This is a genomic window from Stenotrophomonas sp. YJH_SMC_8 (genome assembly GCF_059371315.1).
Genome location: NZ_JCAFUL010000003.1, coordinates 341,977 through 354,736, shown reverse-complemented (window position 1 = coordinate 354,736; position 12,760 = coordinate 341,977). Strand labels below are relative to the sequence as shown.

Sequence of the window (12,760 nt, the reverse complement as noted above, 5' to 3'; positions counted from 1 at the left end):
ACACCTTTCATCTACTGTCGTCTCGACGTGGCCGACCGGGCGGGCTGGCGGTCCACAGCCGTAATGCCGCTGCTGCCAGGCGCTCACGCTCGACCGCGCCGCGTGCGGCCAGGACACCCTCGAGATACTGCTGGCGATGCCGGCGCGGACTGACCGCCGTCCAGCGCCCGTCGTTGCCCATGCGCCGGTAGCCGTCCAGTTGCAGCAGGCGACGTGCTTCGCAGTGCAGGCGCCAGTCGACGCTGCTGCTGTCAACGTCGCGACCATCATGGATGCGTGGCATCTAGAACGGGCCTGCCGGATGCTCGGCGAGACTGCGTCTGCGCTCTGGCATCAGCCAGACCTTGGCCCGCTCCTTGCCCACCACGCGGGTGCGTACGCCATGGCGTTTGACCACGTAGGCGGCGGCCTCGTTCACCTCGCGACGGTTGGGCTTGTCGATGCCAACCGCGATGACGATCTCGGTGGCGCGGTAATGCGCGCTCCAGTGTTCGGCAGGGAGCGACCAGTCGAAATGGCGATCGATCAGTTCGGCGATCGGCGAGATGGGTTCGTGTTCGCTGTTGGTTGCATTCAGCGCATCCAGTTCCTCGGCACTCAAGTGCCAGGTCTCGCCGCTGCAGTACAACGCATGGGCCTCTGCCCAGACCTGCTGCATGTCGATCCGCGCCGGTTCGCCCAATGCTACGGCGTGCACGGTCCACCAGCGGGTGTTGCCGGTGGCATCGCGCAGGAAGCGTTCGTCGTTGACACTGGCAAACAGGATGGTGCGCCGTGCATAGCGGGATTCGGTGCGCGCGTAGGGGCGGCGGATCTCGTCATGGCTGCGCGAGATGAATGATTTCAGCGCCGCGATATCGGTACGGCGGAAGGTGGCATCGACTTCGCCCAGTTCGACGATCCACTTGGAGATGACCTGCTTGACGCTGTCCTTGTTGGCCGGATCGAGCACCACCCCGTCAGCGATCAGTTGCAGCTCCGCCGGCGCCAGTTGCCGTGCCCAGCGCGTCTTGCCCAGGTTCTGTTTCGAGACGAACGTCAGTACGCCGCGCGCGACCACGCCATCGGGCTCAAAGGCGGCCGCCACGCCGGAGATCAGCCAGCGCCTCATCAGGACCTCCTTCAGCACGCGGCCGTCGGCCATGCGCGTGGGCTGGGCTTCCTGCACGGTGTCGAAGAACGCCTGCAGGCGGGACTGGCCATCCCACGGCCGTGAGGTGATCCAGCTTGCGACCGGGTTGTAGGGATTGGCTTCGGCCACCTGGCACAGGTTGGTCTCGAAGCTGGCGGTGGCCATGCCGGCGCGGTGCATGCAATCCATCACTTCGCCAGCCGCGACTTCCTTGGCGTTGTCCACGGTCGTGTGCAGCCCAGGGACCAGAATCTCAAGATCCTTGCGGATGACGTTGTAGCGCACGGTCACACCGGTACGGCGGCACAGCTCGGCCAGGTTGCGGGCCGTTGGCAACGGCCGCCCGCGCGCGCTGGTGTCGGGAAACGGGGTGAAGGCATCGAATGCGGACAGGTTGCCAGGCACCTGGTAACGCGCGCTGGCCGATGACGGCGCATCGTCCGGCGCCACGTCGTCGCCTGCTGCGGGCGGTGCGGGAGGCAACAGCTGGGTACGCACGGCGTCCAGCCCTTCACGCAGGTGCAGGTCGTTGAAGTCGGTAGGACGGTCATCGTCGCCATGCAGCGCGGCGAACTCGGGCCAGGCCACGCGGGCATCGATGTCCGCGGCAGCCTGCGTGGCCAGGGTGACGCCCGGATTGTCCAGCGGCTGCCGCGTCCATTGATCGTTGTCGGCACACAGCACGAACGATGCGTCGGGCATGGCGCCGCGCCAGGCCCGGGCGACCGCGCCAAGGTTGCCTGCATCCCAGGCCACCACCACGCACCAGCCCGTGGCCTGGTGGATGGATGCGGCGGTGGCATAGCCCTCTGCAATGGCGATCGGTTGGCCAGGGGCCGGCTTGCCGATGACATGGAAGCAGCCCTGCTTGCGGCCACCGGAAAGGAAGTCCTTGTCGCGGCCAAGTGCTGGATCCACGCGGGGAAAGATCGCCTGCAACGAGACGATACGGCCCGCGCTGTTCATCACCGGCACCAGCAGGACATTGTCGATATGGCGGAAGACCAGGCCATCGCTGTTGCGCACCGGCCACGGCGCCACGCGCAGGCCATGTGCGTGGATGCCCTTGCGTACCAGATAGGGGTGCTGGACGTCGGCGGGAATGGCACGGTTCCACAGCACGTTGGCGGCCTTGGCGGCGGCGTCCTCGCGCTGGCGCTGATGCCGTTCGCGCTCGCTGCGGGCCGCTTCCTGGCGTTGCCGGATGGCGCGCTGCTCGGCCGCACTCAACGCGGTCGGCGATTTCGCGCACCAGGCATGGCGGGTGCCGGTCCGCCAGCTGCCGAACTCGCCGGCCGGCACATGGTCTCCAAACAACACGGCCCACCCGTTGCGCGTGCCACGACGGTCGCCTTCCACATGGAAGCGCACCAGGGTGCCATCGGCATTGAGCGCGTCGCGGCCGCGCGCGTCCGGCACGATGCCGTGCGCGTGCATGGCCTGCAGGAACGCGGGAACGATGTCCTGCGTGGGATGCGGTGTGTGCATTCGACGGGGCCCCTGGGAACGTGGATCGGTCCACTGTGGTCGATGGCGGCCACCGTGCTGTGCAGTGTCTGGCGTGTGCAGGTCACGCAATGGCCGACCGACGCAGTGTGGTCAGGATGTGATGGGAGGTGGTGGCACGGTCATGGTGTCGGAATGGGCCTCCATTTGCAACACCTTCCAGCACCTTGCATCCCTGATCGCGATCGGGCCGTCAAGCACTCGTTGGATCTGCGATGGCGTTCGCAGATCGATGTGATCACACCGATGCGTCGCAGTTGGCGAGAACCGGTTTTCGGATGATGCGATCGCCGTCAGCGACGGCCCTTCGTTTCTCTCCACCGCGCCTTCGGGCGCCCGTGCACAAGGAGCCTGCATGCCTGAAATCCACTGCAACCACGAACGCCGATCCGCCGCGGAATCCGCGTCGTTGACGGTCGTTGCGACGTTCTCAATCGGTGCGACCACCCCTCGATAAAATACAACCCGCATGACGGACACCATCGACGAAGCGCAGGAAATGGAAGCGCGCCACCTGCAACGCGCCCTTGCCCAGCACGCAACGCGGGCCAGCAACGTTGCCCCTCTCACTCCCATGGGGGAATGCCACAACCCGGACTGCAGCGAAGACTTCGACAACGATCCGGCAAGGCTGTTCTGTGGGCCTGCCTGTGCCGAGCGTTTCGAAGCCATCCATCAACACCGCAACGCATAGGAACAGGGGACATGTCTCTGAACAGCAACGACGCTGGCTTCACCGAACGCATCGCCGGTTTATCGGCCGAGCTCGCCGTGCTGGTGAGCCTGGTGGAGAACCACATCCATCTGCAGCTGGCTGATCTGGCCGACTCGGGTGATGTGGATGCACAGGAGCGATTCGCGGTAGCCGATCCGGAGCGCTGGTTGGAGAACGCCCGCAACAGCCTGCAGGCGGGTGTCATGTTCCTGGAGCGCGCGGTGCAGCAGCCGGCGCGGTTCTAGTCATCCGGTGCGGGGACGGAAGGGGCCGGCCAGGCTGCCTTCCGTCCCCCTCGGGCAGTGGACGATTCCCTGCGCTGGAGGCTGCGTCATAACGTCGCACCGGCAGCAGGGAAACCCTGAACGTGGTCCAAGGTTGGTCGCAGGCCCGTAGAATGGCCGGGTGCGTCGTTCTGTCCTCCACCGCCGGTTCCAGGCCCTGGCATGGCTAGCCATGCTGCTGGTGCTGCTTGCCCCGCTGGTGAGCCGCTGGCTGGCGCATGGTCACGTTGCAGCGGCTGTGCCGATGGCGGCGATGGACCATTCCCAGCATGCGCAGCATGCGATGGAAGGCCATCACGACCACCACGCGATGGCGGTGCAGCAGGGGGAGGTCGCGAAGAAGCCGCCCGCCGATCCACATGCCGAGCATGAGATGGGCGTGGACTGCGACTACTGCCTGATCGCCGCGCGGCTGATCACCCTGCTGGTGGCGGCATTGCTGCTGCTGGCACCGATGGTATCGATATGCCATGCGTTGCGGGGTGTAGTGCAGGCGTTGCCGCAGCGGGTCAGCGGCACATTGGGAGCGCGCGGGCCACCGGCCTTCATGGCTGCCTGAGCCACACGCGCGGTGCATTGACCGTCCTTCCATGAGGTTGCCGGCTACGGTCGGCGCCCGCACGCGCGCGTCTGTCCCTTTCTGATTGCTGCCCCGCCACTGCGGGGTGGCCTTGCATGCCGTGAACAAATGAAAACGAACCCCAACTCCGCGCGCCTGCGCCGGGCGACGCAGCCTGTCATGTGCGCGTTGCTCCTGCACACCGCCCCAGTACTTGCCACCGATGCGGCACCACCGACCACGCTGGATACCGTACGCGTGATCGATACCCGCAGCGGCGAGCTGTCATCCACCGCCAGCGCAGGCTCTGCGTTGGGCCTGAGCGTGCTGCAGACGCCGGCCAGCCTGACGGTGATTTCGCGCGAGCAGCTGGAACAGCGCGGCGACACCAACCTCAACGATGCGATCAGCCGCGCCGGTGCGATCAGTGCGATGCCGCACCCGGGCAACGGCCTGAGTGCGCTGTCCAGCCGTGGCTTCACCGACGGTGCTTCAGTGATGCGCCTGTACGACGGGCTGCGCCAGTACGGCGGCGTGGGCATCACGTTCCCGTTCGATACCTGGTCCATCGAGCGCATCGAAGTACTGCGCGGTCCGGCCTCGGTCATCCATGGCGATGGTGCCATCGGCGGGGTCATCAACATCGTGCCGAAGAAGCCGACGCGCGGTGCCATCGAGAACGAGATCAGCGTGACCGTGGGCAGCGAGGACACCGCGCGACTGGGCTTCGGCAGTGGCGGCGCGCTGACCCCCGAGCTGGCCTACCGCGTGGACGTGAGCGGCAACTACAGCGGTGGCTGGGTCGATCGCGGGCGCAGCAGTGATGCCACCTTCTCCGGCGCACTGCTGTGGCAGCCGCGTACGGACCTGAAGCTGACCCTGACCCATGCGCAGGGCCACCAGAAGCCGATGCGCTACTTCGGTACGCCGCTGGTGGATGGCCGACAGTTGGACGCACTGCGCCACCGCAACTACAACGTGGAAGACAGCGACATCCGCTATCGCGACCGCTGGACGCAACTCGATGCGCTGTGGACACCGAACGCTAACGTGGAATGGCGCACGCGCGTCTACCAGATCGACAGCCAGCGCGACTGGCGCAATGCCGAGGCCTATGTCTACAACCCACGAACCGGGTTGATCGACCGTTCGGGCAATACCCAGATCACCCACAACCAGGACCAGACCGGGCTGACCTCGACGCTGCGCGTGCGGGGCAGTGTGGGTGGCCTGCAGAACAATTTTGCCGTGGGCCTGGACGCCAACCGTGCGCACTTCAAGCACACCAACAATACCTACGCCGGCAGCTCCGGCCCGGTCGATCCGTTCCATCCGGTGCCGGGGCAGTTCGCCAGCGATGCGCCGAACCTGCCGCGCTATCGCAATGGTGCCGAGCAGTACGCGCTGTTCGTGGAAGACCACCTGACGTTGAGCGAGCGTTGGTCGTTGCTGGGTGGGCTGCGCCATGACCGCGCGCGCATCGACCGCACCGATCTGATCAGCGGCCAGAGAGCATTCTCGAAGACCTACAGCAGCACCGGCTGGCGTGCAGGCACCGTATTCGCGCTGCAGCCGACGCTGAGCCTCTACGCGCAGTACTCACAGGCGGCGGACCCGGTCAGCGGCCTGCTGATGATCAGCCCGTCCAACGGTGCCTTCGACCTGGCCAAGGGACGGCAGGTCGAGGTGGGCCTGAAGCAGGCGTTCGACGGTGGCGAGTGGACCCTGGCGGCCTATCGCATCCGCAAGACCGGCTTGCTCAGCCGCGACCCGCTGGTGCCGGATCGCCGGGTACAGGTGGGCGCGCAGACCTCGCGCGGCATCGAGGCATCGTTGAACTGGAGCTTCGCGCCGCGGTGGGCGCTCGATGCCAATGCCACGGTGCTGAAGGCAACGTTCGATGACTTCCTGGAAACCACCGGTTCGCCGCCGGTGCTGGTCTCGCGCGATGGCAATGTGCCGCCGAACGTGGCCGAGCGCCTGGCCAATGTGTGGGTGAGCTGGCAGTTCCTGCCCGACTGGAGCGCGGCCGCAGGCGTGCGTTACGTCGGCAAGCGCTACGCCGACAATGCCGACACCCTGGAACTGCCCGGCTACAGCACCACCGACCTGGCGCTGACCTGGCAGGCGTCACCGCGCACGCGGTTGTCGGCGCGCCTGTTCAATGTGTTCGACAAGGCGTACTACGCCACGGCGTACTACACCAGTACCCAATGGCTGCTGGGTGCGGACCGGCGCGTCGAATTCACCGTCGACCATCGCTTCTGAGGGCGCGCATCATGTCGCTGCGATCCACTGCCAGGCGCTGGACCTATCTGGTGCACCGCTGGCTGGGCATCGGCGGATGCCTGTTGATGCTGCTGTGGTTCGTCAGCGGCATGGTGATGCTGTTCATCGGCTACCCGAAGTTGACGCCCGGCGAGCGGCTGGCAGCGTTGCCGGTGTTGGGTGACGCAGGGGATTGGCGAGGACTGTCGGCGCTGCCAGATGCTGTACAGGCCGAACCGGAAGCCGTGGCCCTGACCACGGTGGGTGGTGAAGCGGCGTATGTAGTGCGCAGCGGCAGCAACGTCGGTGCGTGGTCGGTACGGACCGGCCAGGCGCTGCTGCCGGTTTCCGCCCAGCGCGCCGAAGCGTCGGCCGCGCAGTTCGCCGGTGGGCAGGCCTTCGTTGGGGCGATGCGCGTGGGTGAGGACCGCTGGACCCATTCGCGCGCGCTGGATGCGCATCGGCCACTGTACCGGGTCGAGGTGGGCGGCGCGCAGCCGGGGGATGTGTATGTGTCCTCGCACACCGGCGAAGTGGTGCTGGACGCGCCGCGCGTGCAGCAGCGCTGGAATTACGTGGGTGCGTGGCTGCACTGGCTGTACTTCCTGCGCATGCAGTCGGTAGATCCGGTGTGGACGTGGGTGGTGATCGTGCTCTCAGCGTTGTGCACGGTGGCGGCAATCAGCGGCATCGTGGTGGGTGTGTGGCGCTGGCGCTTCCGTGGGCACTACCGCACTGGCGCGAAGACGCCGTATGTCGAGCCGTGGATGCGTTGGCACCACCTGATCGGGCTGGTGGCAGCGGCATTCGTGTTCACCTGGATCTTCAGCGGCCTGATGTCGATGAATCCATTGGGCGTCTTCAGCAGCACGCGCGAGGCGATCGACAGCGAGCGCTATCATGGCGGCGCGGCAGCCGTGGATGGGATGCTGGGTGAACCTGCAGCACTGCTGGCGGCCGCGGGTGCCCGGCACTTCAGGCCGGTGGAGATCCAGTGGCGGCGCATCGGCGGCGAGCTGTTCGCAGTGTTGCTGGACGGACGGGGCGATACCCGCATCGTGTCCAGTGAAGATGGAGAGCTGCAGGTCTTGCGGCAACTGCCTGTGGACTGGTTGCAGCAGAGGGCGCGCGCCATGTCCGATGCGCCGATGCAGGCGTTCGCGGTCCAGCATGCAGCAGATGCGTACTTCTACCCGCGTGCACCGGAAGCCATGAATGGTGCAGCCGTACGCCGCTTCCCGGTGGCGGTGGCGGACTTCGGTGATGCCGAGGCGACGCGTGTCTATCTCGACCTGGCCACCGGCGATCCGCTGCTGACGATGGGACATCGCGAGCGTGTCGGGCGCTGGCTGTTCTACTTCCTGCACAGCTGGGACCTGCCGGCGATGCTGCGCTTTGACAGCACCCGGTTGGCTGTTCTGCTGCTGTTGAGCGTTGCGGGTACGGCGTTGTGCGCGACGGCCGTGGTGATTGGCTACCGCCGGTTGCGGATGAAGGTGCGGCCAAGGCGGCGCTGATGCCGCAAACTACACCCGCAGCCAACGGGTGGACACCGCCACCAGCAGCAAGGCCATGGCCACGCCGATGAACGCAGCGATCAGGCCGAAGTGGTTGGCGGCGAAACCGATCAGTGCCGGGCCGGCGAGGATGCCGGCAAAACCCAGCGTGGAGACGGCCGTGATCGCCAGCGCGCCGGGCATGCGGTTCTGATGGCCGGCCAGCGAGAACAGCGCCGGTGCGATGTTGGCGCAGCCGAGGCCGACCAGCACGTATCCTGCCAACGACATCTGCCACGGCGTGACCAGAGTCAGCACCAGCATGCCGCTGGCAGCGAGCAGAGCACCCAACACGATCGCGCGCTGGCGTCCCATGCGTGAGACCAGTGCATCGCCGAACAGACGGGCGACGGTCATGGTCAGGGTGAAGGTCACATAGCCGATGCCTGCCAGGCTGGCATCGACGCGACGTACATCTGTGAGGAACACCGCGCTCCAGTCCAGCATCGCGCCTTCACCCAGGAAGGCGACGAAGGCCAGTACGCCAATGAACAGCACGATGCCATGCGGCATGGCCAGCATCGGGGTGTCATGGGGCATGCGCTCGCTGTGCCAGTACGACGCTGACAGCAACATCACCAGCAGCATGGCGGCAACGCCGATCAGTACCGATGCCAGCGGTGGCAGCCGCGCGGACATCAGCACGGTCATGGTGGCCGCGCCGAGGAAGCCGCCGATGCTGAAGAAGGCGTGGAAGCCGGACATCATCACGCGACGCGCCTCGCGCTCGACGATCACCGCCTGTACGTTCATCGTGCAGTCCATCGCACCCACGGCGGCACCAAACACGAACAACACCAGGCCCAGCGCCCACGCCGAGCTGGCCAATGCCAGGCCGGGAACGGCCAGGCAGATCAGCAGGCTGCTGGCTACCATCACCCGGCGGCAGCCCAGGCGCGCGGCCAGCACGCCGGACAAGGGCATTGCCAGCAGCGAACCCGCTCCGAGGCAGAGCAGCACCAGGCCCAATGTGGCGTCGTTGATGTCGGTGTGTGCCTTGGCGAACGGCACCAGCGTGGCCCACAGCGCGGTGGCGAAGCCGGGAATGAAGAATGCAGCGCGGGTCGCGTGCTGTTCGGCACGCGCGCGGTTGGCGAGGGACATTGGAGATGAGCTCAGGGCGGAGTGGGGTGTACCGCGATGCCGGCGGCGTGGAAACGCGCGGCCAGCGCGGGCGGTGCCGATGTGGTGAGCACCAGATCGTCGATCTCGTCCAGGCTGGCGATCTGCCAGTGGCCGCGGGCACCGAGCTTCTCCGTGGTGGCGGCGACGATGATGCGGCTGCTGCAGGCCACCATCGCGCGTTTGAGCGTGGCTTCCTCGGCATCCATCGCCCACACGCCGGTGTCGCCGTCCACCGCGCACGGGCCGGGCAGGTACACGTCGGCACGCAGGCGCTGCACCTGGGCCAATGCCTCGGCGCCGACTGCACCGCCACCGCCGGCCAGGCGGCCGCCGATCAGCTGCACGGAGGTGCCTTCATGCAGGCTGGCGGCGGTGGCGATCTGCGGGGCATTGGTGATCACCGTCAGCCCGAGGGCGGCGGGCAGCTGCTGGGCAATGGCCAGATTGGTCGAGCCTGCATCAAGCAGCACCACCTGGCCGGGCTGCAGCAGTGCGCAGACGCGGGCGGCCAGTTCGGCCTTGTCGCCGCGGTCGCGGGTCAGGCGCTCGCGCAGTGGGCGTTCCTTCGGTGGCGGCAATACGGCGCCGCCGTAGACGCGCTGGCACAGGCCCTGGGCGGCGAGTTCGCGCAGGTCGCGGCGGATCGAATCTTCGGAAACGGCATAGCGGGGCGCCAGTTCGGCGGCCACCACGCGGCCCTGCTGGCGCAGTTCCTCGAGGATCTGCCGGGTGCGCTGGGCGGGGAGGGGGCTGGGATCGGAGCTCATGATGCAAGTCTGCACGTTCATGCATAAACGTGCAACAACGTGCATTTCGTGCAAATGGGCGCGAGGCGGCGACGGGCCTGCCGGCGATCTGAGGCCGCGGGCCTTTGGATCGCCTGCGAAGCCCGGCATCATGGCGGGGCCCTGGCATGGAATCCCCGATGTCCCCCACCGTTCACCGAAGGCTGCGCATCGGCGCGGACCAGTACACCGGCCAGAAAGTGGTCGACCAGCAGTTCCACGAATGCGATTTTTCCGGCGCCGACCTGACCGGTACCGAGTTCATCAACTGCAGCTTCTATGACGCCGACACCCGCGCGGGCTGCCGCTTCAATGGCGCCACGCTGAAGGAGGCCAGCTTCCGCAGCTGCGACATCAGCATGTGCCACTTCAGCTTCATCAAGGCGCTGGGCCTGGAGATCAGCGAGTGCCGCGCGCAGGGCGCTGATTTCAGCAACGCCAGCTTCATGAACCAGATCACCACGCGCAGCTGGTTCTGCGGTGCCTTCATCAAGAAGTCGAACCTGCGCTACGCCAATTTTTCGCGGGTGACGCTGGAAAAGTGCGAGCTGTGGGAGAACCGCTGGGACGGTGCGAATGTGAGTGGCGCCAGCTTCGCTGGCTCGGACCTGTCCGGTGGCCAGTTCGAAGGCATCGACTGGAACAGCGCCAACTTCACCGACTGTGACCTGACCCGTTCCGAGCTGGGCGAGCTGGACCTGCGCAGCACCAATCTGCGCGGGGCCACGCTGGATGTGCAGCAGGTGGCGCTGTTGATGCAGCGCATCGGCATCACGGTGGTGCCGTAGGCATCAACCGGCGTAGGCGACCCAGCCCTTGAAGCTGAAGCCTGCGTAGAACAGCTCCACGCCGTCGAAACCTGCCTCCTGCAGCAGTGCGACCTCCTGCTCGGGGGCCAGCAGCGGCAGCCGCTCGGCAATCGCCTCGATCGCGCGTTGTGTGTCGGCGCGGGCAACGCCGGAGGCTTCGGCAAACGCGGCATAGCGTTGCAGCCAGCGCAGCTTGCCGGCCGCGTCCTGCGGCACGCTGTGGTGGGCCACCACCAGTGGCGCACCCGGATGCAGGCGCCTGTGCAGCTCGCGCAGTGTGTGCAGGCGCTGCGTGGTATCAAGGAAGTGCAGGGTCAACAGGCAGCTGGCACCGTCGAAGCGCACGTCCGGAGCGTCGTCGATGTAGCCTTCCAGCAGCTCCACGCGCGACATCAGCGGGCCCAGTGTCTGCTCGGCCAGGGCGAGCATCGGCGCGGCCGGATCTACCCCCAGCAGCTGCCAGCCCGGTTGTGCTTCGGCAAAGGCCTTCAGTTCCAGTCCGCCGCCGGCACCCAGCACCAGCACGCGGCCGTGTGCGTGAACCCGTTCGGCCAGCAGCAGGCGGCTCATCTGCTGCAGGGCGACAAAGCCCGGCACCTGGCGCAGTGGACCTTCGGCGTAGCGGGCCACCGCCTGCGGATCGGAGAACGAAGACATGCGCGGATTCCTGTTGCGGGGGAAATACCACTGTAGCGCGGCGTGCAAGTGGCATTGCATGCTGGTGCTGCTTTGCCTAAGGTGCGCGCCTGCCTGGAGCTGAAGGTCACTGCAAATGGATCACTGCCCACCACCGATGCCGTCGGCCGAGGCCTTTGAGCTGGCGCTGTCGTTGCTTGGCCAGGACGGCATATCGCTGGAGCAGGCCGAGCAGGCAATGCTCGAGGCGGGCGTGGAGTACGGGCCGATGCGCCGGCTGCTGGTCTGGTTGCCCGAGGCGTTCGGCCTGGCCCTGGTCGGGCACATGGAGGGCGTGGCGCTCCCCAGGACCTTCACCGCGCGTGATGCTGATGCGCAGGAGCACACGTTTGCATTCGACTGCGAACCTCTATTCGCACCGGCCGTTCGCCGCGCGCTGCAGGTCTACCACGAAGGGCCGCGCGCGCAGTTCAAGGCGGTGGCCCAGCGCAGTTCCACCATGGACGCAGTCAACACTGCATTGTTCGCCGAGGTTGATCTGCGCGGCGCAACGCTGTCCGGTCCGCAGTTGCTGGATATTCCTGCAGAAACCTACCTGCGTGGCACGGATACCACGCAGGTGGGCTAGTCCTTACGCAGCAGCCGCTTCCAGCACATCCTCCAGCCGCACTTCGCCGAGGAAGCCACCGCTGCTGGCGACCGCCCGCTGTGCTTCGATGGCATGCGCGAACTGCACGCCCGCATCGTCCTGCAGGCGTTCGAACAGCTGCTGCAGCTTCGGGAACGCGCGGCGATCGACGACCTGGTGGTAGTCATTCCAGCGAGCGATGCCGGCGAAGTAGGCATCGGCGAAGCTGCGCTGCTCGCCCAGCAGCCACGGACCGTTGCCGATCATCTGCTCAAGCGACTGATGCACGTGGCGTACCTTGTCGGTGCCGTAGCGGCGCAGCGCCTCTCCGTCGGCACCTTCGGCGTGTTCCAGCGCGTGCCAGAGCGGGGCATAGGCACCGAAGAGGCTGGTATTGAGGTAGGCCAGCCGCTGGTTGAGGCGGTCGAAGCCGGGCGTGCCCTGTGCGAAGCCCCAGCCCTGGGCGATGCCGCGCGCGGCCAGGTGGTTGAGGATGGCCAGGCTCTCGCTGATCAGCTCACCGTCGGCGGTGCGCAGGGTGGGCGTTTCTCCCAGCGGATTGAGGCGGCGATAGTCTTCGCCCTGCACCTGGCCGGGCATGTCGATGCGGCACAGCTGGTAAGGCTGGCGCAGCCATTCGAGGGCAACGATGGAGCCGAACGAGCAGCCTGAAGGTACGCCGTAGAAGAGGATCGGGGTCATGGCAGGTTTCCGGTTGAAGCCGCAGAGCGGCGGGTAGGGAAAGGGTGCCTGCATG

The 12,760-nt window shown here is 66.7% G+C and carries 13 protein-coding genes; 7 read left to right on the top strand and 6 right to left on the bottom strand.

What is annotated here, in order from left to right:
* Positions 1-7: 7 nt before the first annotated feature.
* The gene (locus AC5P88_RS05485) at positions 8-283 is read right to left on the bottom strand and encodes a DUF7696 family protein (protein ID WP_495224523.1); all 276 of its coding nucleotides are present in this window, start codon (positions 281-283) and stop codon (positions 8-10) included.
* Positions 284-2,620, bottom strand: a complete 2,337-nt coding sequence (locus AC5P88_RS05480; protein WP_495224522.1) for a VapE domain-containing protein — start codon at positions 2,618-2,620, stop codon at positions 284-286.
* A gap of 487 nt (positions 2,621-3,107) precedes the next feature.
* Here AC5P88_RS05480 and AC5P88_RS05475 point away from each other — a divergent pair, with 487 nt between their 5' ends.
* The 5 genes from AC5P88_RS05475 (at position 3,108) to AC5P88_RS05455 (ending at position 7,981) form a co-directional block, all read left to right on the top strand.
* Positions 3,108-3,332, top strand: coding sequence for a hypothetical protein (locus tag AC5P88_RS05475; protein ID WP_005408344.1), 225 nt, complete (start codon positions 3,108-3,110; stop codon positions 3,330-3,332).
* Between the two features lie 11 nt (positions 3,333-3,343).
* Positions 3,344-3,598 (top strand): hypothetical protein, encoded by a 255-nt coding sequence (locus AC5P88_RS05470; protein ID WP_005408345.1) that lies wholly within the window; start codon positions 3,344-3,346, stop codon positions 3,596-3,598.
* A gap of 211 nt (positions 3,599-3,809) precedes the next feature.
* The gene (locus tag AC5P88_RS05465; RefSeq protein ID WP_495224521.1) at positions 3,810-4,196 is read left to right on the top strand and encodes a DUF2946 family protein; all 387 of its coding nucleotides are present in this window, start codon (positions 3,810-3,812) and stop codon (positions 4,194-4,196) included.
* A 129-nt stretch (positions 4,197-4,325) separates the two neighbouring features.
* The gene (locus AC5P88_RS05460; RefSeq protein WP_495224520.1) at positions 4,326-6,464 is read left to right on the top strand and encodes a TonB-dependent receptor; all 2,139 of its coding nucleotides are present in this window, start codon (positions 4,326-4,328) and stop codon (positions 6,462-6,464) included.
* Between the two features lie 11 nt (positions 6,465-6,475).
* Positions 6,476-7,981, top strand: coding sequence for a PepSY domain-containing protein (locus tag AC5P88_RS05455; protein WP_495224519.1), 1,506 nt, complete (start codon positions 6,476-6,478; stop codon positions 7,979-7,981).
* Between the two features lie 9 nt (positions 7,982-7,990).
* On the opposite strand, the gene AC5P88_RS05450 is transcribed toward AC5P88_RS05455, so the two are convergent.
* Together AC5P88_RS05450 and AC5P88_RS05445 are read right to left on the bottom strand one after the other, a co-directional pair.
* On the bottom strand, positions 7,991-9,124 hold the full coding sequence (locus AC5P88_RS05450; RefSeq protein WP_495224518.1) for an MFS transporter: 1,134 nt from the start codon (positions 9,122-9,124) through the stop codon (positions 7,991-7,993).
* An 11-nt stretch (positions 9,125-9,135) separates the two neighbouring features.
* The gene (locus AC5P88_RS05445; RefSeq protein WP_495224517.1) at positions 9,136-9,912 is read right to left on the bottom strand and encodes a DeoR/GlpR family DNA-binding transcription regulator; all 777 of its coding nucleotides are present in this window, start codon (positions 9,910-9,912) and stop codon (positions 9,136-9,138) included.
* Positions 9,913-10,070: 158 nt separating this feature from the next.
* On the opposite strand from AC5P88_RS05445, the gene smqnr reads away from it, so the two are divergent.
* Positions 10,071-10,718: a SmQnr family pentapeptide repeat protein gene (smqnr, locus tag AC5P88_RS05440; RefSeq protein ID WP_495224516.1), complete on the top strand. Its 648-nt coding sequence runs from the start codon at positions 10,071-10,073 to the stop codon at positions 10,716-10,718.
* Between the two features lie 3 nt (positions 10,719-10,721).
* On the opposite strand, the gene AC5P88_RS05435 is transcribed toward smqnr, so the two are convergent.
* On the bottom strand, positions 10,722-11,396 hold the full coding sequence (locus AC5P88_RS05435) for a class I SAM-dependent methyltransferase (RefSeq protein ID WP_111111552.1): 675 nt from the start codon (positions 11,394-11,396) through the stop codon (positions 10,722-10,724).
* A gap of 115 nt (positions 11,397-11,511) precedes the next feature.
* Here AC5P88_RS05435 and AC5P88_RS05430 point away from each other — a divergent pair, with 115 nt between their 5' ends.
* Positions 11,512-12,003: a hypothetical protein gene (locus tag AC5P88_RS05430; RefSeq protein ID WP_146146969.1), complete on the top strand. Its 492-nt coding sequence runs from the start codon at positions 11,512-11,514 to the stop codon at positions 12,001-12,003.
* Between the two features lie 3 nt (positions 12,004-12,006).
* On the opposite strand, the gene AC5P88_RS05425 is transcribed toward AC5P88_RS05430, so the two are convergent.
* Positions 12,007-12,705 (bottom strand): glutathione S-transferase family protein, encoded by a 699-nt coding sequence (locus AC5P88_RS05425; protein ID WP_106549848.1) that lies wholly within the window; start codon positions 12,703-12,705, stop codon positions 12,007-12,009.
* Between the last annotated feature and the right edge of the window lie 55 nt (positions 12,706-12,760).